The sequence below is a fragment of the Halobaculum sp. D14 genome, assembly GCF_051195135.1.
Taxonomy (GTDB): domain Archaea; phylum Halobacteriota; class Halobacteria; order Halobacteriales; family Haloferacaceae; genus JBNTKA01.
The window spans coordinates 479119-504909 of sequence record NZ_JBNTKA010000002.1 but is presented as its reverse complement, the minus strand read 5'-3'; the positions used below and the strand labels follow the sequence as shown (position 1 = coordinate 504909).

27 protein-coding genes and 1 tRNA gene are annotated in these 25791 nt (G+C 70.5%); 13 read left to right on the top strand and 15 right to left on the bottom strand.

Annotated features, from left to right (window positions below):
* Position 1 precedes the first annotated feature (1 nt).
* On the bottom strand, positions 2 to 454 hold the full coding sequence (locus ACQUST_RS08355; RefSeq protein ID WP_435127245.1) for a response regulator: 453 nt from the start codon (positions 452 to 454) through the stop codon (positions 2 to 4).
* Positions 455 to 726: 272 nt separating this feature from the next.
* On the opposite strand from ACQUST_RS08355, the gene ACQUST_RS08350 reads away from it, so the two are divergent.
* From ACQUST_RS08350 to ACQUST_RS08330, 5 genes are all read left to right on the top strand, one after another.
* Entirely contained in the window at positions 727 to 1305 is a 579-nt protein-coding gene (locus ACQUST_RS08350; RefSeq protein ID WP_435127243.1) for a DUF2391 domain-containing protein, read from the top strand.
* Positions 1306 to 1402: 97 nt separating this feature from the next.
* Positions 1403 to 2125: an alanyl-tRNA editing protein gene (locus ACQUST_RS08345; protein ID WP_435127241.1), complete on the top strand. Its 723-nt coding sequence runs from the start codon at positions 1403 to 1405 to the stop codon at positions 2123 to 2125.
* A gap of 238 nt (positions 2126 to 2363) precedes the next feature.
* Positions 2364 to 2822 carry a FlaD/FlaE family flagellar protein gene (locus tag ACQUST_RS08340; RefSeq protein WP_435127239.1) on the top strand — a complete coding sequence of 153 codons (459 nt, stop codon included), beginning with the start codon at positions 2364 to 2366 and terminating at the stop codon, positions 2820 to 2822.
* A gap of 2 nt (positions 2823 to 2824) precedes the next feature.
* Positions 2825 to 3889 carry a hypothetical protein gene (locus ACQUST_RS08335; RefSeq protein WP_435127237.1) on the top strand — a complete coding sequence of 355 codons (1065 nt, stop codon included), beginning with the start codon at positions 2825 to 2827 and terminating at the stop codon, positions 3887 to 3889.
* A gap of 4 nt (positions 3890 to 3893) precedes the next feature.
* Positions 3894 to 4784, top strand: coding sequence for a hypothetical protein (locus ACQUST_RS08330; protein WP_435127235.1), 891 nt, complete (start codon positions 3894 to 3896; stop codon positions 4782 to 4784).
* Positions 4785 to 4819: 35 nt separating this feature from the next.
* On the opposite strand, the gene ACQUST_RS08325 is transcribed toward ACQUST_RS08330, so the two are convergent.
* The 6 genes from ACQUST_RS08325 to ACQUST_RS08300 all read right to left on the bottom strand — a co-directional run bounded on the left by ACQUST_RS08325 (position 4820) and on the right by ACQUST_RS08300 (position 9204).
* Positions 4820 to 5962 (bottom strand): CBS domain-containing protein, encoded by a 1143-nt coding sequence (locus ACQUST_RS08325; protein WP_435127233.1) that lies wholly within the window; start codon positions 5960 to 5962, stop codon positions 4820 to 4822.
* Positions 5963 to 6160: 198 nt separating this feature from the next.
* On the bottom strand, positions 6161 to 7750 hold the full coding sequence (locus ACQUST_RS08320; protein WP_435127231.1) for a globin-coupled sensor protein: 1590 nt from the start codon (positions 7748 to 7750) through the stop codon (positions 6161 to 6163).
* Positions 7751 to 8009: 259 nt separating this feature from the next.
* A tRNA-Val gene (locus ACQUST_RS08315) sits at positions 8010 to 8084 on the bottom strand.
* Between the two features lie 35 nt (positions 8085 to 8119).
* Positions 8120 to 8377 carry a DUF7553 family protein gene (locus ACQUST_RS08310; protein WP_435127229.1) on the bottom strand — a complete coding sequence of 86 codons (258 nt, stop codon included), beginning with the start codon at positions 8375 to 8377 and terminating at the stop codon, positions 8120 to 8122.
* A gap of 52 nt (positions 8378 to 8429) precedes the next feature.
* Positions 8430 to 8963, bottom strand: coding sequence for a cob(I)yrinic acid a,c-diamide adenosyltransferase (locus tag ACQUST_RS08305; RefSeq protein ID WP_435127227.1), 534 nt, complete (start codon positions 8961 to 8963; stop codon positions 8430 to 8432).
* A 1-nt stretch (position 8964) separates the two neighbouring features.
* Positions 8965 to 9204, bottom strand: coding sequence for a glutaredoxin family protein (locus tag ACQUST_RS08300; RefSeq protein ID WP_435127225.1), 240 nt, complete (start codon positions 9202 to 9204; stop codon positions 8965 to 8967).
* A 91-nt stretch (positions 9205 to 9295) separates the two neighbouring features.
* Between ACQUST_RS08300 and ACQUST_RS08295 the strand changes: the two genes are divergently transcribed.
* Positions 9296 to 9511, top strand: coding sequence for a hypothetical protein (locus tag ACQUST_RS08295; RefSeq protein WP_435127223.1), 216 nt, complete (start codon positions 9296 to 9298; stop codon positions 9509 to 9511).
* A 95-nt stretch (positions 9512 to 9606) separates the two neighbouring features.
* Here the strand turns inward: ACQUST_RS08295 and ACQUST_RS08290 are convergent, their stop codons facing one another.
* Positions 9607 to 9786, bottom strand: coding sequence for a hypothetical protein (locus ACQUST_RS08290; RefSeq protein ID WP_435127221.1), 180 nt, complete (start codon positions 9784 to 9786; stop codon positions 9607 to 9609).
* A gap of 201 nt (positions 9787 to 9987) precedes the next feature.
* Between ACQUST_RS08290 and ACQUST_RS08285 the strand changes: the two genes are divergently transcribed.
* The 3 genes from ACQUST_RS08285 (at position 9988) to ACQUST_RS08275 (ending at position 12235) form a co-directional block, all read left to right on the top strand.
* Positions 9988 to 10377, top strand: a complete 390-nt coding sequence (locus ACQUST_RS08285; protein ID WP_435127220.1) for an acyl-CoA thioesterase — start codon at positions 9988 to 9990, stop codon at positions 10375 to 10377.
* On the top strand, positions 10374 to 11339 hold the full coding sequence (locus ACQUST_RS08280) for a PfkB family carbohydrate kinase (protein WP_435127218.1): 966 nt from the start codon (positions 10374 to 10376) through the stop codon (positions 11337 to 11339). The genes ACQUST_RS08285 and ACQUST_RS08280 overlap by 4 nt, the downstream gene beginning before the upstream one ends.
* Positions 11340 to 11536: 197 nt before the next feature.
* On the top strand, positions 11537 to 12235 hold the full coding sequence (locus ACQUST_RS08275) for an HD domain-containing protein (RefSeq protein ID WP_435127216.1): 699 nt from the start codon (positions 11537 to 11539) through the stop codon (positions 12233 to 12235).
* Between the two features lie 374 nt (positions 12236 to 12609).
* Here the strand turns inward: ACQUST_RS08275 and ACQUST_RS08270 are convergent, their stop codons facing one another.
* The 4 genes from ACQUST_RS08270 to ACQUST_RS08255 form a co-directional block, all read right to left on the bottom strand.
* Complete coding sequence (locus ACQUST_RS08270; RefSeq protein WP_435127214.1) at positions 12610 to 13602, bottom strand: NAD-dependent epimerase/dehydratase family protein; 993 nt, start codon at positions 13600 to 13602, stop codon at positions 12610 to 12612.
* Between the two features lie 122 nt (positions 13603 to 13724).
* The gene (locus tag ACQUST_RS08265; RefSeq protein WP_435127212.1) at positions 13725 to 14177 is read right to left on the bottom strand and encodes a DUF7313 family protein; all 453 of its coding nucleotides are present in this window, start codon (positions 14175 to 14177) and stop codon (positions 13725 to 13727) included.
* 63 nt (positions 14178 to 14240) lie between these two features.
* The gene (locus tag ACQUST_RS08260; RefSeq protein ID WP_435127210.1) at positions 14241 to 14942 is read right to left on the bottom strand and encodes an NAD(+)/NADH kinase; all 702 of its coding nucleotides are present in this window, start codon (positions 14940 to 14942) and stop codon (positions 14241 to 14243) included.
* Positions 14943 to 15176: 234 nt separating this feature from the next.
* Positions 15177 to 16700 (bottom strand): DUF7093 family protein, encoded by a 1524-nt coding sequence (locus tag ACQUST_RS08255; protein ID WP_435127208.1) that lies wholly within the window; start codon positions 16698 to 16700, stop codon positions 15177 to 15179.
* Between the two features lie 127 nt (positions 16701 to 16827).
* Between ACQUST_RS08255 and ACQUST_RS08250 the strand changes: the two genes are divergently transcribed.
* Together ACQUST_RS08250 and ACQUST_RS08245 are read left to right on the top strand one after the other, a co-directional pair.
* Positions 16828 to 17127: a DUF6432 family protein gene (locus ACQUST_RS08250; protein ID WP_435127207.1), complete on the top strand. Its 300-nt coding sequence runs from the start codon at positions 16828 to 16830 to the stop codon at positions 17125 to 17127.
* A gap of 79 nt (positions 17128 to 17206) precedes the next feature.
* A complete protein-coding gene (locus ACQUST_RS08245) occupies positions 17207 to 18295 on the top strand; it encodes an aminomethyltransferase family protein (protein WP_435127205.1) in 1089 nt (362 codons plus the stop codon).
* Positions 18296 to 18343: 48 nt separating this feature from the next.
* Here the strand turns inward: ACQUST_RS08245 and ACQUST_RS08240 are convergent, their stop codons facing one another.
* Both ACQUST_RS08240 and uvrA read right to left on the bottom strand, forming a co-directional pair.
* Positions 18344 to 19423, bottom strand: a complete 1080-nt coding sequence (locus ACQUST_RS08240; RefSeq protein ID WP_435127203.1) for a geranylgeranyl reductase family protein — start codon at positions 19421 to 19423, stop codon at positions 18344 to 18346.
* A gap of 204 nt (positions 19424 to 19627) precedes the next feature.
* Positions 19628 to 22633 (bottom strand): excinuclease ABC subunit UvrA, encoded by a 3006-nt coding sequence (uvrA, locus tag ACQUST_RS08235; RefSeq protein ID WP_435127201.1) that lies wholly within the window; start codon positions 22631 to 22633, stop codon positions 19628 to 19630.
* A gap of 236 nt (positions 22634 to 22869) precedes the next feature.
* Between uvrA and ACQUST_RS08230 the strand changes: the two genes are divergently transcribed.
* Both ACQUST_RS08230 and thsB read left to right on the top strand, forming a co-directional pair.
* Positions 22870 to 23040 (top strand): hypothetical protein, encoded by a 171-nt coding sequence (locus ACQUST_RS08230; RefSeq protein WP_435127199.1) that lies wholly within the window; start codon positions 22870 to 22872, stop codon positions 23038 to 23040.
* A 395-nt stretch (positions 23041 to 23435) separates the two neighbouring features.
* Entirely contained in the window at positions 23436 to 25076 is a 1641-nt protein-coding gene (gene thsB / locus ACQUST_RS08225; RefSeq protein WP_435128155.1) for a thermosome subunit beta, read from the top strand.
* Between the two features lie 227 nt (positions 25077 to 25303).
* Here the strand turns inward: thsB and ACQUST_RS08220 are convergent, their stop codons facing one another.
* Positions 25304 to 25651 carry a hypothetical protein gene (locus ACQUST_RS08220; protein ID WP_435127197.1) on the bottom strand — a complete coding sequence of 116 codons (348 nt, stop codon included), beginning with the start codon at positions 25649 to 25651 and terminating at the stop codon, positions 25304 to 25306.
* Positions 25652 to 25791 lie beyond the last annotated feature (140 nt).

Sequence of the window (25791 nt, the reverse complement as noted above, 5' to 3'; positions counted from 1 at the left end):
GTCAGTCCGGGCTGGGCGGGAGTTCGACGAGCGTCAGCCAGAACTCCTCGAACGACCTGACGAGGTCGACGAACTCGTCCGGGTCGATGGGCTTGGTCAGGTAGGCGTTCGAGTGGTGTTCGTAGCTCTGTACGATGTCCTCTTCGGCCTCCGACCCGGTGAGGACGACGACCGGGATGCGCTGGAGCGCCGGGTCGTCGTTCATCTCCTCGAGGACGTCCAGTCCGTCGACCTTCGGGAGGTTCAAGTCGAGCAGCGTCAGGTTCGGCCGCGGCGCGTCCGCGTGCTCGCCGCGCTGGAACAGGAACTCCAGGGCGGCCTCGCCGTCGGTGACGACGTGGAGGTCGTTCGCGAGTTTGGCGTCCGCGAACGCCTCCTTCGTCAGCCGGACGTCGCCGGGGTTGTCCTCGACGAGCAGGATGTCTATCGGCTCCGCGTCGCGAGGGCTGCTCATCGGCTTCCCTCGGCCGCTGAACGGTTCGTGAACGTCGACCGCGAACGGCGGCCTGCTCGGGCTGCCGGACGCAGACCCGGCCCCCGGGGTGTCCCCGGGCGGGTCGTCCCGCTACTCATTTCGCCGCTATAACCGCCTCCCCGGTTTAAATCCCTTGTTGCCCCGGTCGTTCTGTCCGTTTCGTCGCCGACAGAATCGGCCGCCGGTGAGGGCTCCGGTCGGCCGGCCGCCGGACGCGAACGCTTTTATCGTCGCCGCGGGCAGGAACGGCCATGAGTTCCGGGAGCGACGACGGCGCCGACGGGGGCGGCGAGGAGCCGACCGTCGAGGACCTCATCGAGCAGCTGGAGGCGCTCGAAACCGTCGTCGACGACCACGACGAGCGGGTGCAGGTCCGCGACGCGATGCGGACCGCCCGCGACATGTCGACGCCGAGCGTCTTCGGGAAGGTGATTCACGGCTTCGACCGCGGCGACCTGGCCGAGGCGCTGCTCGGCAGCGTCGTCTTCGGCATCCCGATGCTGGTCGAAGGCGGCACCCTGGAGGTCGGCGAGTTCCTCGCGGCCCACCCGCTCGCGTTCGTCGGCACCGCGCTGTTCACCGTCGCGCTCGTCGTCGGCATCATCTACGTCGCCGACATCCAGGAGGTCCGCGTCCACGACCCGCTGTTCGGCGTCCTCCCGCGGCGGCTCGTCGGCGTGCTCGGCGTCGCCTTCCTCGCCGCGCTCGCCGGCATGACCGTCTGGGGCCGCGTCGACTGGAGCGACCCGATGCTCGCCGCCGGCGGCGTCCTCGCCGCCTTCGTCCCGATGGCAGTCGGCGCCGCGCTCGGCGACCTCCTCCCCGGCTGACGTCGCAGCCGGCGCCGCAAGAGCCGGCTGCCGCCGGCCGCCGGCCCGAGTCTCCGCGAGCCGAACCGTTATCCGCCGCGGCCGGCTTCCGTCGCGTATGACCGAACAGCTGTACCTCGCAGACAGCTCCGTCGCGTCGTTCGAGGCGACCGTCGAGCGCGTCCTCGACGACCGCGTCGTCCTCGACCGCACCCACTTCTACCCGGCAGGCGGCGGCCAGCCGAACGACACCGGGACGCTCCGGTTCGACGGCGGCGAGGCGACCGTCACGGACGTCCAGAAGAAGGACACGATATACCACACCGTCGACGGCGACGTACCCGCCGAGGGCGACGTCGTCGAGGCGGAACTGGACTGGGAGCGGCGGCGCGCCCACATGCGGTACCACACCGCCCAGCACCTGCTCTCGGCGGTGCTGCTCGACGAGTTCGACGCGCCGACCGTCGGCAACCAGCTGTACGACGACCGCGCCCGGCTGGACGCCGAGTACCCGAAGTTCTCGGCCGACGACCTCGACGACGTCGAGGCCCGCATGAACGACCTCGTCGACGACGCGCTGGCGGTGCGGCACTACACGATGGACCGCGACGCCGCCGAGGCGGAACTCGACACCGAGCGCACCCGAATCGACCTGCTCCCCGAGTCCATCACGGAGCTCCGCATCGTCGAAATCGGCGACGAGTCCGACCCGTTCGACCGGACCGCCTGCGCCGGCACCCACGTCGCGTCGACCGCCGAACTCGGCCGCGTCGACGTCACCGGCCGCACCACGCAGGGAAGCGACAGGGAGCGCGTGACGTTCACGCTGCGCGACGACTGACCGGTACGACCCCGCGGCTACTGACCGGCAGCGAACCGCAGACGCTGACCCGCGTCGCTGACCCGGCTTGCCGACCGGGCGTCACCGACACGCGTCGCCGTCGTCACCGTCGTCGCCGCCATCGTCGCCGCCGCCACCGTCGCCACCGCGGTTTTCACCGGTGATACTCGGGCACGAAGGGATTTATGTTGGATACGGATACCGGAGAGCAGCGGCACAGGGAGTGCGGACGAACACGATGCTCAAACCGAGCGATTACGACCCGGAGGAGTTGCGGGCGCTGGCGGGAGCGGCGGCGCCGACGCACGGGACCGAGGAGGGCGAGCGGTGGGCGACCCCGCACGACTTCCTCGGCGGCGCGGAAGCGCGCGTGCGGGCGGCGCAAGTGGAGGACGCGTTCGTCCTCCAGGCGGCAGCCGACGGCGCGGATCGGCCGTACCTGCGGAGTCTCCCGGACTCCGTGGCGGCGACCCGGCTCGCGCTGGACTGGCTGCACTACCTCGTCGGCGTCGGCGGGCGCGAACGCGCCCGCGACGCGCTCGCGCTGTACCGGCGAGTCGAATGGCTCGGCGCCGACGCCGAGGACGCCCTCGCGGCGCACCTCGAAGCGTTCGACGACTCCGACGACGGACGACTCGGCGCCGGACACCACCGGACGAGCCTCCTGTTCGTCGCCCGCCTCGCCGCGCTCCGATAACCATGGCAGCTGAATCTAACTCAGGCGACGACTTCGAAGCGAACGAACCGACTCCGGTCGGCGTGAAGCTCGGCTCCACGCGGACCGTGCTGCGCTACCCCGGCGAACGCGACGGCGACGTCGAGACCGTCCGGACGCTCACCTGCCTCGCCACCTACGAGGACGCCATCACCGGCGACGAGAAGGCGCTGTTCGGCGAGCAGGCCGCCGCGGAGTACCCCGACCGCGTCGAGTACATGCTGCGGTCCGGCCTCCCCGAGGACGACGACCGCGCCGAGCTCGCCGACCGGTTCTTCACCGAACTCATCGAGGCGAACTCGGTGCCCGACGACTCCGCCGTCGTCTACGCCATCCCGACGATGGAGAACGACGACGGGCTGGAGAACCTCACGGACGTCATCGAGTCGTCCAGCATCGGCGCCGCCGAGATGCGGTCGTACCCCGAGTCGCTCTGCGGCGCCATCCCGGCGCTCGGCGACGGCGTCGAGGCCATCGACGAGGTGTTCATCTCCGTCAACATGGGCTCGACGAACCTCGAGGCGTGCGCGTACCGCCGCGGCGACCAGCTCGTCCCGTTCTCGACCGGCTCGGTCACCGGCAACGACGTCGACCGCCGCATCGTCGCGAACGTCGAAGAGGAGACGCAGGGCCGCGTCCACGTCGACCTCACGACGGCCCGCGAGTACAAAGAGCAGCACGGCGACTTCGACGCGTTCGAGCCGTTCACGGACGTCATCCAGCAGCCGGGCGGCGGCAGCCACGAGTTCACCATCGAGGACTCCGTGATGGACGCGCTCGACTGGTACGTCGACGCCGCGGTCGACCAGGTCGCGAACGAGTTCCTGCCGGAGCTCGCGAACGACTACATGAAGCCGTACCAGCTCGCGCTCGAACACCGCATCGCGCTCACCGGCGGCATGGCCTGCATCCCGGGGCTCGCCGACGAGTTCGAGCGCCGGCTCAGCGCGGAGCTCGACCGCGACGTCGAGGTCGCGACGCCGGACGACCCGGACCTCGCCGCCGCCGAAGGCGCCCACCGCATCGCCGAGCGCCTCGCCGGGAACTGAGCCGATGACCCGGGGTGACGACGGCGACCCGGCCGGCGGCGACCAGTTCGCCGACGGCGACGCCCCAGCCGCGACGCCCCGGGAGTCGACGCCGCCGAAATCGGCGGCGCCGGACTCGGAACCGACGGACCGCGACGCCGACGGAACGGGCGGCTTTTTCAGCGACACCGGAACGGGCGCTAGCGGCGACGCCGGCGCCGGCGTCGACACCGGCGGTCCGCGGACCGACGACCCGTTCTCCGACGTTCCCGGCGCGGCCGGCGGCGACTCGGCCGACGGCGACGCCGCCCACGACCCGGTCGACGCGCTGCTGTACGGCGGGGAGACGCGGCGCGCGTCGCTGCTGCTCGACGGCGGGACGCTCGTCGCGACGAGCCACCGGCTGCTCGCGTACACGCCCGGCGGCGACGACGCGCCGAACCTCCGCGCGCTCCACCGCGCGAACGTCACGGACGTGTCGCTGTCGGCGGCCGGCCGCGGCTGGCTGCTCCGGCCGGCGACGTACGCGCTGCTCTGCGGGCTGATTCTCGTCGGCTTCGGCTCCGTCGTGTCGCTCGACTCGATGGCGTCGACGTCGACTGCGGCGTCCGGCGCGTCCAGCACCGGCGTCGGCGGGCTCGCGTCCGCGGCGTCCGGCGTCGTCGGCCTGCTGGCGCTGCTCGACGACGCGCTCCGCGTCGCCGGCGCGGCCTGTCTGCTCGTCGCTGCGGCGCTGCTGGCGCTGTACCTGCGGTCGCGGACGACCGAGGTCGTCGTCGGCCGCGCCGGCGACGACCCGCTTCGGCTGCCGGCGCCGGACCCGACGGCGGAGGACGTTCGGCGCGTCGAACGGGCGGCGACCGAACCGGCGGCCGCCGCGGGCGACGGAGAACCGGCGCGGACGGACGGCGGCTGAAGAAAAACGGAGACCGGGGACGACGCCGTCGCGGATTACAGTTCGCCGAGTTTGCGGAGCAGCTGGCCGCGGTAGCGCTCGTCGGCGGTGACGCCTTTCACTTCGAGGACGTTGCGTTCGAGCTTGTCGAGCGCGACGTGGAAGGCGTGTTCGGCGCCGTAGCCCTCGCCGGAGCCGGCGACCTGGCCGTGGGTCGTCCGGAGCCGAATCTGACACTGGATGAGCGGGGTGCCGCGGAGCTTCTCTTTGTGCTCGTGGAGCCGGACGTGCGCGTGCAGCACCTGCATCTCCTGGTACTTGTCGGCGACCTTCGTGATGGACTCCATGATGTCCTGCCGGGAGATGGTGTCGAGCAGTTCGACGTTCGTAATCTGGACGTCCATCGACTCCTCTTCGGTGTAGGTGAGCGCGCGGAGCACGTCCGTCTTCGTGATGACGCCGGCGGCGTGGCTGTCGTCGTCAGCGGGCGTCACGACCAGGCCGTTGACGTCCTGTTCGAGCATCTGCGCGACGGCGTCCTCGACGGACTCGTCCGGCGTCGCCGTGTAGACCGGGCTCGACATCATGTCGTACACCGGGAGGTCGAGCATCCGGTCGATGTCGCCGCGGCGGTCGCCGCGGCCCTGCCGGTCGCTCTCGCGGACGACGAAGTCGACGATGTCGTGCGTCGTCAGAATCCCGACGAGCTTCCCGGCGTCGTTCAGCACCGGGAGCCGGGAGATGCCGTGTTCGCGCAGGCGGTTGATGGCCTGCCCCGCGCCGGCGTCTTCCTCGATAGAAACCACGCCGTCCGTGTAGATGTCGTCGACCGTGAGCGCGTCGAGGCTGTCGAGCACCGCTTCGAGGATGGCGTCGACGGTGACGATGCCGTACAGCTGGTCGCCCTCGTACACCGGCGCGACCTTCACGCCGCCCTCGACGAGGACCCGCGCGACCTCCCGGACGTCCTCCGTCCGCGACACCTCCGGCGCCGGCTTCATCAGCGCCGCCGCCTTCGTGTCGTCTTCGACGCGCGACCGGATGAGTTCGCGCTCGCCGATGACGCCGCCGTACTCGCCGTCCTCCATCACGATGATCCCCTTCGGGTTCTCGCGGTCGAACAGCGACCGGACCTTCCCGAGTCGTTCATCCGCGTCGACCTCGACGAACTCCGGCACGGCGATGTTTGAGATATCCATAACGCTGTCGTGGAGATACAGCCCCCCGCGTCTTGAAGGTTGGTTCCGTCGAGCCGGACGCCGAGCCGCCCGACGAACGGCCACCGAGCCGCGTCTACGCGTGATATCTTCCGCCTGTAATGCCCTCAGTTGACCGTACGCCCGGTTTTCCGGGGGCTCGGCCACAACGGTTTTGGCTGGCTCCTCCGGCGAGACGCGTCAGTCTGTCAGCCGCCGGACTGTTTCGTTCACCTGGCCGAGCTGGTCGGTCTGCCGCTCGGTGGCGGCGGCGATGTCGGCGACGCTCTCGCGGACCGCCTCGGCCTCCTCGGTCGCCTGCTCGACGAGCGACGCGACCTCCTCGGTCGACCCGGCCTGCGACTCGGTGGCGCGGGCGACCTCCTGAATCCCGTCGACGGACTCCTGGACCGCGTCGGCGATGTCGTCGAGGTTCTCCATCGCCGCCTCCACGCGGCTCACGCCCTCGTCGATGCGCTGTTCGGTGCGGTTCAGGCTCTCGACGGTCTCGCCGGTCTGCGACTGAATCGACGTCACCAGCCCCTCGATTTCGGCGGCGCGCTCCTGTGACTCCTCGGCGAGCCGCTTCACCTCCTCGGCGACCACCGCGAAGCCGTCGCCCGCCTCGCCGGCCCGCGCCGCCTCGATGTTCGCGTTCAGCGCGAGCAGGTTCGTCTGGTCCGCGATTTCGTCGATGACCGTGACGACCTCGTCGATCTCGTCGACCTGTTCGCGCAGGCCGCGGACGTCCGCGGCGACCTCGCCGGTCGCGGACTCGATGTCGTCCATCGTCGACAGCGCGTCGCCGGCGGCGTCGACGCCGTCGTCAGCGAGGTCGCCGGCGTTCTCCGAGGTCGCCGCGACCTGCTCTGCGGTCGCCGCCACCTCCTCGACGCTCGCCGACAGCGACGACACCTCCGACTCCACCTCGTGCATCCGGGTCGCCTGCTCGTCGGCCGCCTCGGTGATGTCCTCCGCCGCGCCGGCCGCCTCGTCGGCCGCGTCCTCCAGTTCCGAGAGCGGGTGCTGGACGTCCGTCGAAACCTCGGCCGCGAGCCGTCGTCGGCGCTCCGTCTCCGCTTCGAGCCGGTCGGCGTACGACTGGATGTACGTGTCCATCGCGACGCCCTGGTCGAGCAGCAACAGCCGGAGCGTCGACAGCATCCGGTCGCGCACCGACTCCAGCGCCGCCGCGCCGTCGCCGTCGGCGTCGAGGTCGAACTCGTCGGTGGCCTCCGAGACGAACGCGTCGAACAGGCCGCGGTAGTACACCTCGTAGGCGCCGATGTAGTACTTCGGCCCGAGGTCCAGCATGTCGTGAATCTTGCCGATGCGCGCCCGGCCGTCGAAGTACTGCTGGCCGTAGTCGCCGCGGCCGAGCCCGCGGAGGTACTCCGCCTGCGTCCGTTCGAGCGCCGCGACGGACTTGTCGCTGCCGTCGTCGATGAACGACTGCGCGTCGTCGTGCGCCGCGATGGTGTCGTAGAAGTCGTCGACGAGTTCGTCCGCGACGTCGTCGAACACGTCCGAGAGGTCGGCGAGCCGGCGCTCGTCGGCGTCGTCGAAGCCGACGAAGCTCTTCCGCCACGCGATCTCCGACTCGTCGATGCCGATGGCGTCGGTCAGTTCGCTCCCGTCGACCGCGCGCCGCACGTCGGCCGTGATGACGCCGTCCTGCGCGGCGTCGTCCGTCGTCCCGTCGCCTCGCGCGCTGCCGCTCGCAGCCTCGACGCCGCCGTCGGTTCGGTTTCGGTCGTCACTCCCGTTCGAAAAGTCCTCGCGCCGTTCCATACCCGGCGGTTCGCGGCGCCCACCATAACGCACCGGGTCAAAGTTTCAGCGCCGATAACCGCAAGGCTGCGCGGCGGTCGAAGCCGGAAATTTGCCCGCAGAACGCGGAACTCACAACGCCCGCGACGCCGAGAAGAAACCGGAGCGCGGACTCCCAACCGACCGTCGCGAAAACTCCGACGGCGCTTCCGACGACGCGCTGTTTTCGACGATACTCCGCGCCCCATGTGCGCCGCTCGGCGATGTGAGAATCGGAGAGTGGGTTGGGGCGGATTCGAACCGCCGACCTGCTCCGTGTGAAGGAGCCGTCATAACCGGACTAGACCACCAACCCGGCAGTGCGTCGTAACCGGGTGCCGGGCTTAAGGCTTACCTCTTCGCGCGGTACTCCTTGATGCGGTCGCGGGCGTCCTGAACGGCCGCTTTCGTCTCGCCTTCGGCGCGCTCTGACAGCTCTTTCAGGTCGGCCTGGAGCTTCTCGAGCCGGTCGGGCTCCGGCTCCTTCTCCTTCCCGACGAGTTCGCGGACGCGCTCTTCGATGGGCTGGACCTCCTCTTTGACGCCCTCCTTGGCGTGGTCTGCGGCTCGGCCGAGGTAGTACCGTGCGTCCTCGAAGTGCTTCGACATACCTGTCGGTACGCGAAGGACAGATAAAGTCCTTGTGACCGGTTCGGTGGCGTCAGTACGTTGGTTCGTCCTCGGGGACGCCGTCGCGCTTGTTGACGAGGCGGCCGGCCGTGAACAGCGCGTCCGACAGCCGATTCAGGTACGCGACGGCGTCGCCGTTCACGTCCTCCTGGTCGGCGAGCGCGACGGCGCGTCGCTCCGCGCGCCGCACGACGGCGCGGGCGTGGTGGAGTTTCGCGCCCGCCTCGCTGCCGGACGGGAGGACGAAGTTCGTGAGCGGGTCGAGCTCCTCGTCCATCTCGTCGATCCAGTCTTCGAGCGCCTCGGTGTGCTCCGGGCGGACGACCGGGTCGTCGTCGGACGGCTCCGGGTTCGCGAAGTCCGCCTGGAGCACGTGCAGGTGGTTCTGTATCTCCCGGAGCCGGTCGTCCACGTCGTCGTAGCCGGACGGCCGGATGGCGCCGATGAGCGCGTTCGCCTCGTCGACGGTTCCGTACGCTTCGATGCGCGGCGACGTCTTCGGGACGCGCGTCATGTCGCGGAGGTCCGTCTGGCCTTCGTCGCCGCGGCCGGTGTAAACGGTCATCTCAGGCGAGCGTCCGCTCGACGTATTCGAGGATGTTCGCGGACTCGTTCATCGTGACGCCGCGGTCGTCGTCGACCAGCACCGGGACGCCGCGCTGTCCGCTCACCCGCTTCACCTCGTTCCGGTCGGAGTGGAGCGCGTCCACCCAGACGGTGTCGTACGCGACGTCGTTGTCCGCGAGCGCGTCGTGCACCTTCTCGCACCACGGGCAGCCGTCCAGCGCGTACAGCGTGATTGCCATACCGGCGTGTACGGCCAGGCCGGCAAAGTAGCTTGGCTTCACCGGGCTTCCGACCCGAATACTCACGGGCGAGCCCGTCCGAGTGGGGTGCGTGGACGGAGACGCAGCGATGGCCGTCGACGCCGAGGCGGTACGGCTCCGGTTCGCCGCGTTGGCCGCCGTGGCGGCGCTCGTGTTCGCGCCGCTGGTCGTGCTCGTGTACGCGTGGCAGCCAGCGGCGCTGCCGCGGTGGTGGTGGGCCGGCTACGTCGCGTACGCGGTGGCGGTGATGGTCGCCGGTCGGCTGGCGGTCGACCGCGTGACGTGAGAGCCAGTCGTCAGTGAGTGAGAAGCAGTCGTCGGTGAGTGAAAAGCAGTCGTCGGTGGCGGAAGAAACGCGTCGCCGGAGCGGTGCGGCCGGCGTCAGAGGTCGGCGCGGGAGGAGTCGATGTCGGCGCCTTCGTTGATGCGGACGAAGCCGTAGTCGCACTCGTTGCAGCGCCACTTGGTCTTCTCGCCGAGGTGCATCGTCATCGCGGCGACGCGCCAGAACCCCTGTTCCTCGCCGCACTCCGGGCACTCGTGGGTCATCTCCAGGCTCATACGTCACGGTCGGGACGCCGCGCGCTTCAAAACTCCGGTTCGCGCCGTCTTCCCGCCGCGGCGCACAGCGCGCCAGGCTGGTCGGCGTGGGGCGGGAGGCGGCGGAGGTGGCGCGAGGTGAGGGAGGCGGCGCGAGGCAGGGGACGGCCCGGGTGGTGCCGGAAGCAGTACCGACAAGCCGGAGGCCTTCGATGGGCCGGTATGACCTTCGAGACGACCGTGCAGACCCGGTACCGCGACCTCGACCCGATGGGCCACGTCAACAACGCGGTCTACGCGTCGTACCTCGAACACGCCCGCGTCGACTTCTTCCGCGAGGAGGTCGGCGAGCGCATCGAGACGTCGAACGCGGCGCTCGCGTCGCTGTCGCTCGACTTCGAACGGCCGGTTCAGCGGCTCGACCCGGTGACGGTCGCCGTCGACGTCACCGACGTCGGCACCACTAGCCTGTCGCTGCGGTACGAACTCAGCGTCGACGGCGAGCGCGTCGCGACCGGCGAGTCCACGCAGGTGGCGCTGGACGAAGCCGGGGACCCGACGCCGCTCGGCGACGACCTGCGCGCCGCCGCCGAACGCCACCTCGAAGAATGACCCGCGACGGCGCCGCCTCGCCGGGTTCGCGCGACGCCAGCGTCGCCGTCTTCGGCAGCATCAACGTCGACCGGATGCGGCGCGTCTCCCGCGAGGAGGCCGAGCGGCTCGCCGACGAACACGACTGGTTCCCGGAGCGCGGCGAGACGACGCCGGTCGAGTCGCCGCCGGCGGATTTCGACGCGGAGACGACGCGGCTCGGCGGGAAGGGGGCGAATCAGGTGGTCGCCGCGGCGCACGCCGGCGCGGAGACCGCGATGTTCGGCGCGGTCGGCGCCGACGCGTCGGCGTTCGGCGTCCGCGAGACGCTCCGTGGCGAGGGCGTCGACGCCTCGGCCGTCCAGACGCGCGGCGACGTCACCGGCGCGGCCTACATCTGGGTGGAGCCGGACGGCGAGAACCGTATCGCCATCGTCGCCGGCGCGAACGACGACCTCGACGAGTCGTATGTCGCGAGCCACGTCGACCGCGTCGCCGCGGCGGACGCGGTGCTGCTCCAGAACGAGGTGCCCGTGGACGCCGCCGTCGCGCTGCTGGACGCGCTGGACGCCGCCGGCGGCGAGCGGTGCGTCGTCGTCGACCCGGCGCCGGCAGCGGGCGCCGCGCCGCTGGTCAGCCACCCCGCGGTCGACGCGGTGACGCCGAACGAGTCCGAGTTCGCGGCGCTCGCGGACGCGCTCGCCGACTTCGACGGCGCGGTCGTGAAAACCGAGGGGGCGGACGGCGTCTCCGTCGAGCTCCCCGGTACGTCGTTCCACGTCCCGTCGCCGACGGTCGACGTCGTCGACACCACCGGCGCCGGCGACGCCTTCGCGGGCTACTTCGCCGCCGAGCTCGGCGCCGGGACCGGCTACGAGCGGGCCGTCGAGCGGGCCGTCGCCGCCGGCGCGCTCGCCTGCACGGCGGAGGGCGCGATGACGTCGCCGGACCGCGACGCGGTCAGCGAACTCCTGAGCGAGTAGCGCTGCCGCGGGCGGCGACGGTTGCCGCCGGAGTCGAGCAGTTCGCGGGCGGTTTCCGGGGTGATTTCCGGTGCGTGGCGGCCGCTCGACGGACGCCCAGTTGTGCTGTCGTAACGACTAAGAACGAAAACCGCCTCGTGTACCGTAATGAGAACTTACGTCTCTCCTGTTCGAGCCGGCCAACGGAGGTGGAGGCCGTGGGCGTCGAAATAAAGGGGTCTCGGGTGGACGACGAGTCGTTCGAGGACATGAAACACTTCGTCCGCGAGTACCTCGCGGCGTCGGTGGAGTCCGAGGAGGACGGCGGGCGGATGCGGTGGTACCCGTGGCACTCGGCGGAGTACCGCTTCAACCACATCCTGAACGTCGTTCGGCTCGCGGACCGCATCGCGGCGAAGGAGGGCGCGGACGCGGACGTCGTCCGGGTCGGCGCCGTGTTCCACGACGTCGCGAAACTGGAGGCCGACCAGGACGTCCACGCCGAGGAGGGCGCGCGCGTCGCCCGGAAGTACCTGACGACGCACGGCGACTACCCGGAGTCGTTCGTCGAGGAGGTGTGCGGCGTCGTCGAGGACCACTCGTATCAGGGGTCGCTGACGGACCTGTCGCTGGAGGCGCAGTGTCTCATCGAGGCGGACCTGCTGGACAAGATCGGCGCGAACGGCACGGCGCTGATGCTGCTCCGGATGGGGTACGAGGCGCGGACGCACATGGACGCGGCGCAGATGGTCCAGCGCGTCCTGGAGCGCGGGAAGGACCACGCGGCCCGCATCGAGTCGGACACCGCCGAGTCCATCGCGCACGAGCGGCTGAAGCGCGTCCGGTGGTTCCGCGAGTGGCTGGAGGCGGAGGTCGCCGAGATGGACTGCGACCCGGACGACCTCGACCCGGTGTAGGCCGCCGCCCCAGTGGTCCCCGGTGAGTCGGCCGCTGCTGTTCGCCGCTACTGCCGCCGCCACGAGTTCGTGACCGGCGGCTGCAGCTGTGGCGTGCAGCTGTGGCAGTTGCTGCTGAGGCAGTTGCTACTGCGACAGTCGTTGCTGAGGCGGTCGCTATTACTGCTGTAACAGTTGCGGCTGCGGCTGTGGCTGTGACGGCGACGGCAGCCGCGGCTGCGAACGCGGCGGTCGGGCGCGGAGTCGCAGCCTCGCCCTCCCCAGCCGACTCACTCGTCGCTTCGCTCCTCGTTCGCCCCTCGCGCGTCCGGCGCGGACGGAGCCGCGCCGCCGCGCCGCCGCGGAGGTCCCGCCGTGCCGCCCCGAGGTTCGGTTCAGACGGTGTCGAGCACGCCGAGGACGCGCTCTTCGGCGTCGCGGCCGGGGTCGTGTTCGCTGCCGTCGCGGTCCGAGGCTCGGTGCTCGTCGACGGTTCGCCGCATGGCGTCGTCGAGCGGCGTGGAGTCCCAGCCGAGCGCGGCGAGCTTGTCGGTGTCGAGGACGTGCGGGTAGTCGCGGTAGAGCACGAAGTCGTCCGCGGCGAGGCCGGCGGCGGAGAGTTCGCGGTCGGAGGCGTGGACGACCTCGCAGTCCGTGTCGGCGACGTCGGCGATGCGGTCGACGGTGTCTTCGAGCGTGAGCAGCGTCCGATCGCCGACGTTGTACGCCTCGCCCGGCTCGCCGCGCTCGGCGACGATGCGGAGCGCGGCGGCGACGTCTTCGACGTACGCGCGGTGCCAGAGGTTCTGGCCGTCACCGGGGACGACGACGCGGTCGTGGTTCAGGACCCGGTCGATCCAGTAGTCGAGCCGTTCGGTGTAGTCGTGCGGCCCGTAGACGATGCAGGGGCGGACCGACGTGGCGTTCACGCCGTCTTCGGCGGCCGCGGCGACGACCCGGTCGCCTTCGGCTTTCCGCGGGCCGTACGTCGCGCCGGAGTCGTCGGTGGCCTGCTCGGGGGTGCACTCGCACAGCGCCGTTTCGCCCTCGCGCTTCGGGATTTCCTCGGCGCCGTACGCCGACCCCGAGGAGATGTAGACGTAGCCCTCGACGTCGGCGAACACGTCGACCGCGGCCTCGACGTCGCCCGGCTTGTACGCGACGCAGTCCACGACGACGTCCGGTTCGACCGCCAGTTTCGCGGCCCGCAGGTCGGTGTCGTCGGTGCGGTCGCCTTCGACGTGGGTCACGTCGTCGGCGTCGGCGAACGGGTTGTCGTGGTTCCCGCGGTTGAAAATGGAGACGTCGTAGCCGTTCTCGCGGAGGTCGTCGACGACGTGGCGGCCGATGAACCGGGTGCCGCCGACGACGAGCGCCGAGTCTGTCATGGCGGCACGGAGGTGCGGCGCCGTCGAAAAGCCGGCGGTTCACGGCGCCGTTGCCGGTTCGTGCGACGAACCGTCGAAGTCGGCGGGCGAGCGCGGCCCGCGGAGCCGGGGAGACGACGCGGTTAGACGACGGCGCTCCAGAGCGGCTGCACGACGAAGAACAGCGCCTGGAAGCCGGCGTACAGGAACACCAGCGCGGACGCGGCGATGGAGCCCTTCGGCTTTTCGAGTTCGAGGTCGTTCCGCGCCTCGACGCAGCGGGACTCGTACTCGAAGACGTCCGAGATGAACAGGCCGACGACGAGCACCGACAGCACCATGCCGCCGTGCGGGTGGACGACCATGTACGCGAACGACGACAGCACCAGCAGGACGTTCGTCGCCTCGTGCGGCAGGTACCGCGACATGGCGTCGTCTCCGTCGCCTTCGGCGGCCAGCCGCTCGTAGCTACGCTGTGCGAGGAACCGCGTCGCGAAGTTCGCCAACACGAGCGCGAAGATGACGAACGGGATGAGGTCCGCGACGGACTCCAGCGCCCCGAGCGGGACGAGGAACTCCAGCGGAAGCGGTTGCATACAGGGTACTCGGACGACGACTCATTAGAAGGTTTCCAATCCCGAGCGACGTGCGGGCGACTGCTACCCCTCCCGGTGCCGGGGCACCCGGAGGAGTTCGACGGCGTCGTCGACGCGGAGTTCGACCGGGACGCCCGCCGGAACGCGGCGTTCCGCGTCGTCGTCGACGAGCAGCTGCACCGCGGCCTCGTCGCGCTCGACGGTGAGCGTCGGCGGCTCGTCGACCACCCACGTCTCGGTTTTCGTCGTGAACGGCGCGATAGGTACCACCGACAGCCCGGTTCCCGGCGTCAACACGGGGCCGCCGGCGGCGCGCGCGTAGCCGCTCGACCCGGCCGGCGTCGCCACCACGACGCCGTCCGACCGGAACTGCGCGAGCGGCTCCTCGCGCGTCTCCACGGCGTACTCGGAGATGCGCGCCGGCTCCGCAGTGAGCAGGGTCACGTCGAGTACGGCCCGGAACCGGTCGCCGTCGACGGCGACGCCGAGGACGGGGTGGTCGACGGTCCACGCCTCGCCGGCGGCGAGCGCGGCGAGCGCCGAGTCGACGCCGAGTTTCGACACCGAGTGCGCGCCGTCGCCGGCAACCACCGGTAACACCGGCGCGTCGGGCTCGGCCAGCGCCGCCTCCACCAGCGCCTCCTCGCCGAACGTCACCAGCGCGTCCGCCGAAGCGGCGTCGCCGACGACTGCGCCGCCGGCGGATTCGATCGCCGCGCGAACCGTCCCGTCGTCGCCGGCGAGCGCCACCCGAAACTCCGTCATCGCCTCACGGTTCCGGCGGCGACGACTTAACCGCGGGGGTCTGCGCCTCGTCCGCGTCGCTCGATTCCGTCGACGCGCTCAGATGAGCCAAACGAAGCGACTGAGCGACCGAACGACTAAACGACCGGACGGACCCAACGACCGACCGAGTGACTCCGAGAACAGGACCGTCGCCGTCGGCGACGGAGTGGTGCCGCACCGCGAGTCCGCGAACCCCGGTTTCGCGTCGGCGCGCTACAGTTCGCGCTCCTGGATGTAGCCGCGCTTGCAGTCGGGGCAGATGTCGCCGGCGCGCATCGACGAGGCGCCGACCGGCTCGGTCTTGCCGCACTCCGGGCAGACGTACTCGACGTCCGGTTCGCCGGCGGTGGTGGACAGTTCGACGTTCGGCGGCCCCGACGTGGCGGACGACGCCGAAGACGACGCGGACGCGCCGTTCCGAACCGGGTCGGTGTCGGTTCGGTCGGTCGCTCCGCCCGCGGCGCCGGGGTCGCTCGGAGCGTCGGCCGGCCCCGAGTCGGACGGCTGCGTCCCGCTTCCCGCGCCGGACGAGCCGGACGGGCCGGAAGTGGGCTGAGAGCTCGCAGGCTCCGTGGCGCCGGCGCCCGTCGCCGCGTCGTCGCTCGGCCCGGCCTCGATGAACTCCGCGTCCTCGTCGTCGACGACGTCCGAGTCCACCTGCGGCGTCAGGTTCCCGTCGACCGAAACGCCCTCGTCGGGCTTGCCGTCGCTGACCTCGGCGTCGAACCCTTCGTCCTCGCCGCGCTGCTGCGGCCAGGCTGCCGAGTCGTCGTCCGCGTCGATGAACTCCGCGTCCTCGCCGTCGACGCCCTCGGCGCCGTCCGCCGGGTGGTCCGCGCCCGAGACGACGCCCGAGCGCGCCTCCGTCGCCGCGTCGTCCTCGTCGTCGGAGCCGTCGTCAAGGAACTCCACGTCGGCCGATTCGCCCGCGGAGGGCTGGTCGGTCTCCTCTGCCGCCTCCGCGGGGTGGGTCGCGTCCGCGTCCGGCCACGCGCGCGGCCCGGACTCGCTCTCCTCCGCAGCGGCCTGCTTCCGGTTCGCGTCGGCGTCCGGCCACTCGCCGTGCTGTCGCTCCCCCGGCGCCGCACCCGCGTCGGGGTCGCCGCCGGCCGCCGCGTCCGCGGCGCCGGACTCCCCGTCGAGGATTTCGGCGTCGTCGTCGACGTCGGTGTCGACGTCGGCCTCGTCGTCGACTTCCGGGTGGTCGAACTCGTCGCCGCTCTCGGCGTCGGTGATGACCGAGTCGTCCCGGTCGGCGGCAGCTTCGGCGTCCTCGTCGCCGGCGGCGGCCGAGTCGTCGCCCGCCGAGCCTTCTACCGGTCGAGGCGAGCCGTCGTCCGGCGTTCCGGCTCCGGCGTCAGCGTCGATGAACTCCGCGTCGTCGCCGGCCGCGTCGCCCCCGACGCCGGTTCCCGTCGGCCGGGACGACGCGCTCGGCGACGGCGTGTCACCGCCGGTCGCCGGCTCCGCGTCCACCGACTGCGACGTCGACTCCGCGGACGTCGACTCCGCGGTCGTCGACTCGGCGGGCCGGTCCGAAGCCGGGTCGGCCGGCCCGTCGATGAGGTCCTCGACGGCCGTCACCTCCTTGTTCTCGGAGACGACGCGCGTCTCCCCGCAGCGCTTGCACTCTTTCACCTCCGTGATGGTGATGATGACCTCGTCCCCTCGTTCCTCCCGTTCACGCTCGGTCTGCGGCTCCGTGAAGTTGTGACCGAGCAGGCACCTGAGACCCATTGGTCGTTCAAACCGCCTTCTCGCCTAAAAGGGTTCGTTCGTGTCTGACGCTCGACGGACGGGCGAAGCCGGCTCCGCCCGGTCGGTCGCCGGTACACGTAAGCCGCCGCCGACCAACGGACGACGTATGAAGGCGCGGGCGGAGTTCCGCGACAGGGACGACGTCGAGGTGGCGGTCCTCGACGCGCTCGTCGGCAGAGCGGAGGACGGAATCACCGTGCTCGAACTTAGGTCGCACGTCGACGCCAGCATCGACGACATCGAGGCGGCGCTGTCGACGCTGAAGTCGGAGCAGCTCATCACCGTCGAATCCGACAACGGCGGCCTCCGAATCTATCCGGCGGACCGGGTCGTGCCGGCCCCCGGCGAGGCGCCGGACGAAGAGCCGTCGCTGCTCGACGCCATCCGGGAGCGGCTCGGGCTGTAAGCCGACCCCCGACCGGCAGTCCGCGGCTCTGACCGCCGGAGAACGCACCGCTTTTGCCGGCAGCAACGTATCAGTACGTATGAGTCTCGTCGCTGGGCTGCACGAGGACCACGGCGCCGTCTTCGAGGACCGTGGCGGCCGAGAAGTCGTCTCGCACTACGGCCGCCCGGGCAGCGCCGCGCGTGCGGTCCGGAACGGCGTCGGCGTCATCGAGATGGGGTACGGCGTCGTCGCCGTCGAGGGCGCCGACCGCGTCGACTTCGTCGACGACGCGGTGACGAACAGCGTCCCGGCCGACGACGGCGAAGGGACGTACGCGCTGCTGCTCGACCCGCAGGGCGGCATCGACACCGACATGTACGTCTACAACGCCGGCGAGCGCCTGCTGCTGTTCACGCCGCCGAGCCGCGTCGAGCCGCTCGTCGAAGACTGGTCCGAGAAGGTGTTCATCGACGACGTCGAACTCCGCGACGCATCCGCCGACTTCGGCGTGTTCGGCGTCCACGGCCCGACGTCGACCGAGAAGATCGCGTCGGTGCTGAACGGCGCCGGGTCGCCGGAGCCGGCGCTGTCGTTCGTCCGCGGCCGCATGAACGACGTCGGCGTCACCGTCGTCGCGAGCGACGCGCCGACCGGCGAGGAGGGGTACGAGGTCATCTGCGCCGCCGACGAAGCCGAACGCGTCTTCGACACCCTGCTCACCCGCGGGCTGAACGCCGCGCCGTTCGGCTACGACACCTGGGAGACGCTCACCGCGGAGGCCGGGACGCCGCTGTTCGACACCGAACTCCGCGGCCGGCTCCCGAACGTCGCCGGCGTCCGCAACGCCGTCGACTTCGAGAAGGGCTGTTTCGTCGGGCAGGAAGTCGTCTCGAAGGTCGAAAACCAGGGACGGCCGAGCCAGCGGCTCGTCGGGCTTCGACCGGAGGAGCGCCCCGACGCCGGCGCGGCCGTGTTCGACGGCGACGCCGCTGTCGGAGACGTGACGCGCGCGGTGGACTCGTCGACGGTCGACGGAGCCGTCGCGCTGGCGTACGTCGACTTCGGCTGTGACGGCGACGACCTCGCGGTCCGCGTCGACGGCGACGACGTCCCGGCCGAGCGCGTCGAACTCCCGTTCGTCGACGGCAGTGCGCGCTCCGCGCGGCTCCCGACGTACCCCGAGTAACAGCGTGTCGGCCACGCCGCTGGCCGTCCGGCCGAGCGCTGCCAGGCGCTACGAGAACAGTTTCTTCAGGTGGTCGCGGGAGAAGAACGAGCTCGGCTCGTCCATGTGGACCCCGATTTCGCCGGAGAGCGCCCACAGTCCGGCGCGCTGCACCGGCTCGGGGAGCGAGTAGGCGCGTCGAATCCAGTGGCCGAACCGGATTTCGCGTTCCAGTTCGTCGCGCCACGCCGACTCGTACGCCGGCAGCGTCGTCGGGTCCTCGGGGTCGACGACGTCCGCGGCCACGTCCGCGGCGCGCATCCCGTAGAGGATGCCGCCGCCGGTGAACGGCTTCGTCTGCGCCGCGGCGTCGCCGAGCAGGAAGCCGCGGGTCGCGGTCGTCGCCGCCGGCGGCCCGATGGGAATCGCGCCGGAGCAGAACCGGTCGGTGTCGACGTCGTAGGCGTCGGTGAGCCGGTCGAACAGGTCGCGGACCTCGTGGCCGGGCGGCGCCGCGAGGCCGTACTCGACGCCGGCGTCACCGCGCGGGATGCGCCACGCGAAGAACCGCGGCGCCGTCATGTGGACGTCGACGTGGTCGCCGTGGTCGGCGGTGTCGTCGAACGCCAACACGCCGTGCAGTTTCTCGTCCGGCTCCGGGAGGTCGAGCTGGCGGCGGACCCGCGACACCGGGCCGTCCGCGCCGACGACCATCCGGCCCTCGAACTCGCGTTCCTCGCCGGCGACGGTGGCCGTGACGCGAACGTGGCCGGCGCGCTCTTCGACGCCCGTGACGGTGTGACCCTCGCGGACGTCGGCGCCGGCGTCGACCGCGGCGCCGGCGAGCGTCCGGTCGAGCTCGACGCGGTCGATGACGTTCGACACCTCCTCGCGCTTGTAGAACCGGTAGCCGTCGGTGTCGGGGCCGCCGACGTGGAAGTCAGCGCCGTACACGCGGTTCTGCAGCAGCCGCTCTTTCGCGTCGGCCGGCACGTAGTCCCAGACGTCGGTGGAGACGTGCCCGGAACACGCGAGCGGCGTCCCGACCTCGCCTTTCTCGAGTGCGAGCACGTCGTACCGCGCCTCGGCGGCGCGGCGCGCGAACCGAGCCCCGGCCGGTCCGACGCCGACGACGACGAAGTCGTACATTGCCGGACGATGGACGCGAGCGAAGATATGTCTCGTGGTTCAGTGATTGGCGAACAGGCGACACCCGAACCGGCGGCCGAGACCGTGCCGCACAGCCGCTTCACCTCGGCCGGTGACTCGCTACGTCATCGGCGCGTCTGGCCGCGGATTCGTATGTAAACGTTCGCCGGCTCCGCTTCGTTCGTCGGCGTCGGCTTCCAGTGGTCAGTCGTCGGACGCCGGTGCCGGCTCCGCTTCGTCTTCGGGGTCGTCAGCGCCGTCTTCGTCGCCGCCGGAGTCGCGTGCGGGGAGTCGCCGGTCGCTGCGCGGCCCGTCGAGGTCGACCTTCGGGAGGTGGTCGCGGAGGTAGGTCCCGGTGTAGGAGTCGTCGACGCGGGCGACCTCCTCGGGGGTGCCTGCGGCGACGAGTTCGCCGCCGTTCTCGCCGCCTTCCGGGCCGAGGTCGACGACGCGGTCGGCGTTCTTCACGAGGTCGAGTTCGTGTTCGATGACGACGACGGTGTTCCCCTTGTCGGTGAGCCGGTGGAGCACCTCGATGAGCTTCCGTTCGTCCTCCTTGTGGAGGCCGGTCGTCGGCTCGTCGAGCAGGTACAGCGTGTCGCCGCCGTCCTTCTTGCCGAGTTCCTCGGCGAGCTTCACGCGCTGGGCTTCGCCGCCGGACAGCGTCGTGGACGGCTGGCCGAGCTGCATGTAGTCGAGGCCGACGTCCTTCAGCAGGCCGAGCCGTCGGCGCAGCCCGGAGTGGCTCTCGAAGAAGTCGTACGCCTCCTCGACGCTCATGTCGAGCACGTCCGCGATGGTTTTGCCCTTGTAGGTGACGTCGAGCGTCTCGTCGTTGTAGCGGGCGCCGCCGCACTCCTCGCAGGGGACGTGGACGTCCGAGAGGAAGTTCATCTCGATTTTCACGGTGCCCTGGCCGCCGCACTCCTCACAGCGGCCGCCCTTGACGTTGAACGAGAACCGGCCCTTCTCGTAGCCGCGCTGTTTCGCCAGTTTGGTCTCCGCGAACAGTTCGCGGACGTGGTCGAAGACGTTGGTGTACGTGGCCGGGTTCGACCGCGGCGTCCGGCCGATGGGCGACTGGTCGATGAGCCGGACGCCCTCGATGCCGTCGACGCCCTCGATGTCGTCGTGGTCGCCGGGGTCGACTTCGGTGTTGTCGTTCATGCGGCGCGCCAGCCCCTTGTAGAGGACGTCGTGCATCAGCGTCGACTTGCCGGAGCCGGAGACGCCGGTGATGGCGGTGAAGGTGCCGAGCGGTACGTCCACATCGAGGTCTTTGAGGTTGTGCTGGCGGGCGCCGCGGACGGTGAGTTTCCCGTCGGGGTCGCGGCGCTCGTCCGGCACCGGCACCCGTTTGCGGCCGGCGAGGTAGTCGCCGGTGACGGAGTCGTCGCTGGCGACGATGTCGTCGAAGTCGCCCTGCGCGACCACTTCGCCGCCGCGCTTGCCGGGGCCGGGCCCCATGTCGATGATGTTGTCGGCGCGGCGCATCGTCGCCTCGTCGTGCTCGACGACGATGAGCGTGTTCCCGAGGTCGCGGAGCCCTTCGAGCGTGTTCAACAGCCGGTCGTTGTCGCGCTGGTGCAGCCCGATGGACGGCTCGTCGAGCACGTACAGGACGCCGACGAGGCCGGAGCCGACCTGGGTGGCGAGCCTGATTCGCTGGCTCTCGCCGCCCGACAGCGTCGAGGCTTCGCGGTCGAGCGTCAGGTACTCCAGCCCGACCTCCTCCATGAAGCCGAGTCGCGCGCGAATCTCCTTCAGGATCTCCTCGGCGATGGTGCGTTCGCGGTCGGTGAGCGTCGACTCCAGCCCCTCGAAGTGGTCGAGGGCGTCGCCGATGCTCATCCGGTTCACGTCGGTGATGGCGGTGCCGTCGACGAGCACGGAGCGGCTCTGCGGCTTCAGCCGCGTCCCGTCGCACGCCGGGCAGGTCGTGACCGCCATGTACTCCTCGATGTGTTCGCGCGTGCGGTCGGAGTCCGTCTCGACGTGGCGGCGTTCGAGGTTCGGGATGACGCCCTCGAACGGCTGCGTCTTGCGCCGGACGCCGTTTTTCGTCTGCTGTTCGAACACGACGTCCTCGTCGGTGCCGTAGAGAAACTGCCGCTGGACGTCCGCTTCGAGCTCCGCGAACGGCGTGTCGACGTCGACGCCGAAGTGCTCGGCGACGTTGTCGAGGCGGGTCCGGTAGTACGACCGGTTGTAGCTCCACGGCTCGAACACCGACTTGATGGGCTTCGACTCGTCGACGACGACGAGGTCCTCGTCGACCTCCTTCGTCGACCCGATGCCTTCACACTCCGGGCAGGCGCCGTGCGGGGAGTTGAACGAGAAGCTCCGCGTCTCGATTTCGGAGAAGTCGATGCCGCAGTGCGTGCAGGCGAGCTCCTCGCTGAACTCCACGACGAGCCGGTCGTCGCCGGCGCCGGCGAGGTCGCCGGTGGAGCGCGTCTCGGTGCCGATGTCGGCGTCCTCGGGCGGGTCTGGGACGATGAGTTTCAGGACGCCGTCGGCCTCGTCGAGCGCGGTCTCGACGGAGTCGGTGATGCGCGACCGGTCCGCCTCGCGGACGACGACGCGGTCGACGATGACGTCGACGGTGTGGTCGTAGTTCTCGTCGAGGTCGGGGACGCCGGCGGTGAGGTCGTGCTGTTCGCCGTCGACTTCGACGCGGCCGTAGCCGTCGGCGCGGAGCTGCTCGAACAGCTCCTCGAAGGCGCCCTTCTGGTCGCGGACGACCGGCGCGGCGATCATCGCCTTCGTGCCTTCGGGAAGGTCGAAGACGCGGCGCACCATCTGCTGGGCGGACTGCTCGCCGACTTCGCGGCCGCACTCGGGGCAGTGCGGGTGGCCGACGCGGGCGTACAGCAGGCGGAGGTAGTCGTGCAGTTCGGTGACGGTGCCGACCGTCGACCGGGGGTTGTTGGCGGCGTTCTTCTGGTCGATGGAGATGGCCGGGGAGAGCCCCTCGACGGACTCGACCTGCGGCTTGTCCATCTGTCCGAGGAAGTTCCGCGCGTACGCGGACAGCGACTCGATGTAGCGGCGCTGCCCCTCCGCGTAGATGGTTTCGAACGCCAGCGACGACTTCCCCGAGCCGGACAGCCCGGTGACGACGGTGAACTCCTCGCGCGGGACGTCGACGTCGAGGTCCTTCAGGTTGTGCTCTTCGGCGCCGCGTACCTCGATGAACTCCTTCGGCATCTACGCGCCACCCCGTCGCTCGACACATCCGACTTCGACGCAGAACGGCCGTTCGGTCATTACGGGTACGCACGGCGTCGAGCCACTTAACGGGCCCGTCCGGCCGGGGCGCCTGCTGACAACCCGGGGCAGGCGCCGGCACGCCGGTGTGACGCGGGCGCGCCGGGACCGGTCCTCGACGGAGTCGCACGGCGTGGAAAGGTTCATAATCGTGGGTAGCGTTGTCACGGTTGTCAATGCCAGACACGAAGCGCGGGCGCGAACGGCAGGGCGCGAAGAAGCGGGAACAGCTCGAACACCACCTCGCACGCCGAGAGCTGAACGCCGACGAGTCGGACGAGCCCGAGTATCCGCCCGCGGACGCGGAGTCGGAGCTGCTGACGGAGCCGTCGACGCTGGACGAGTAACGCCGGCGTCGACGACCGACGAACCCTTTTTCGCGGTGACGCTGCGTCGACGAGCGATGGCCGTCTCGTGGCCGACCGGACGCCAGCGAACCGTGGCTGACCGGATGCCGGCGAGCGACGCTGCCCGTGGCCGCGAGGCGGCGACAGAGACGGTTCGGGCGGGGCGAGCGACGAACGCGGCTACTTAAAGCGTAGCTGCGGGCAGCGTGTCGGTGTGAGAGCCGCCGTCCGTGTGGTAGCAGTTAACACGGGGAGCGGAGGCTGTCGCCGCTATTTCCGGTGTATCCGGGTCCGGGTCGGCCGGTCGGCGCTGCGCCCGGTACCCGAGGCTTTATGTAGAATCACAACCACACTCCCGGTTGAGCATGAGTCAACGACGGATGCAGGGCCAGCCCATGGTCATCATGGGGGAAGACGCCCAGCGCGTAAAGGACAAGGACGCACAGGAGTACAACATCTCGGCCGCGCGCGCCGTCGCTGACGCGGTCCGGTCGACGCTCGGACCGAAAGGGATGGACAAGATGCTCGTCGACACGATGGGCGACGTCACCATCACGAACGACGGCGTCACCATCCTGACGACGATGGACATCGACAACCCGACGGCCGAGATGATCATCGAGGTCGCGGAAACCCAGGAGGACGAGGCCGGCGACGGCACCACGACCGCCGTCGCGATCGCCGGCGAACTCCTGAAGAACGCCGAGGACCTCCTCGAACAGGATATCCATCCGTCGGCCGTCATCAAGGGCTTCCGGCTGGCCTCCGAGGAGGCTCGCGCCGAGGTCGACGACATCGCAGAGCGCGTCGACCCCAACGACGAAGCCCGCGTGAAGAAGGTCGCCGAGACCTCCATGACCGGGAAGGGCGCCGAACTCGAAAAGGACGTCCTCGCCGACCTCATCTACCGCGCGGTGAAGCAGGTCAGCGTCGACGCCGACGACGGCTCCACGGTCGTCGACCTCGAGAACGTCAAAATCGAGACGCAGACCGGGCGCTCCGCCGGCGAGTCCGAACTGCTGCAGGGCGCCGTCATCGACAAGGACCCGCTGCACGACGACATGCCGTCCAGCGTCGAGGACGCGAACGTCCTGCTGCTGAACGACCCCATCGAGGTCGAGGAGACGGACGCCGACGCGCAGGTCAGCATCGACTCGCCGGACCAGCTCCAGCAGTTCCTCGACCAGGAGGAAGAGCAGCTGAAACAGAAGGTCCAGCAGATCAAAGACACCGGCGCGAACGTCGTGTTCTGTCAGAAGGGCATCGACGACATGGCCCAGCACTTCCTCGCGAAGGAAGGCATCCTGGCGGCCCGCCGCGTCAAGAAGTCCGACCTCCAGTTCCTCCAGAACATCCTCGGCGGCTCCATCGTCTCGGACCTCGACTCCGCGACCGCCGCCGACCTCGCACACGGCTCCGTCTCCCGTGACTCCGAGGACGACCTGTTCTACGTCGAAGGCGGCGACGAGGCTCACGGCGTGACGCTGCTGCTCCGCGGCTCCACCGAGCACGTCGTCGACGAACTCGAACGCGGCGTCACCGACGCGCTCGACGTCGTCGCCACCACGGTCTCGGACGGCCGCGTCGTCCCCGGCGGCGGCGCCATCGAGGTCGAACTCGCCTCGCGGCTCCGCAGCTACGCCGACTCCGTCACCGGCCGCGAACAGCTCGCCGTCGAGGCGTTCGCCGACGCGCTGGAAGTCGTCCCCCGGACGCTCGCCGAGAACGCCGGGCTCGACGCCATCGACACGCTCGTCGACCTGCGCGCCGCACACGAGAGCGGCCGGACGAACGCCGGCCTGAACGTGTTCAGCGGCGACGTCGAGGACACCTTCGAGGCGGGCGTCGTCGAGCCGGCTCACTCCAAAGAGCAGGCGCTCGCGAGCGCCACCGAGGCCGCGAACCTCGTCCTCAAAATCGACGACATCATCTCCGCCGGCGATCTGTCGACGGCCGGCGACGACGAGGAAGGCGGCGCCCCCGGCGGCGGCATGGGCGGCATGGGCGGTATGGGTGGCATGGGCGGCGCGATGTAACCACGTCTGCCACAGCCCACCTCACCGGACTCCCGCTCCGTCGCTGCACCGTCGTCCGACCGCGACTCGACCCGATTTTTCTCGCAGCCGACCGACGCCGAACACCGATTCTCCGAGCAGTCGCTCCTGTCTGCGAAGCCGGCGAAAACGAGGCGTCTGCGGCGCCGGTGGTTGCGAGTCACTGGCCGGCGTCACCCGAGCCGAATCGGACCGGCGTTCCGGGCGGTTCAGGCGGTCGCGTTGCCCGCGGCGTCGCCGGACCCGCTCTCGGCGGATCCGTCGGCACCGTCGCCGCTCGCGTCACCGTTCGCGTCGCCGCCCGCGAGGCCTGAGACGGCGTCACCGAGCGACGGGAGGTCGCCGTCGAGGAACGACCGGATGGCGTCGTGGATGTCGCCGACGAAGTCGGGGACGGGGCCGGGAAGGTCGCTCGGCGGGCCCTGTGCGGCCGCGCCGTCGGCGTCGGTTCCGTGCTGGCCGGCGTCCGCCGGGGCGTTCCCCGGCAGCGCGGCGGCCGCGCCTGTGCTGACGAGCAGCGCCGCGAGGGCGACTACGACGAGCTTGGTTGGCGTCATTGCATCCCCCCGTCGGACCGCGGCGGCAAAGAGGGGTGGAGACGTGGAACCGGGATTTCGGCGGCTTTCGGCCGCGATAAGCGACGTTAAGCCGACTTAATCGGGGCGAGCCGGGGGTGCCGGGAGAGACGGGTGGCGTG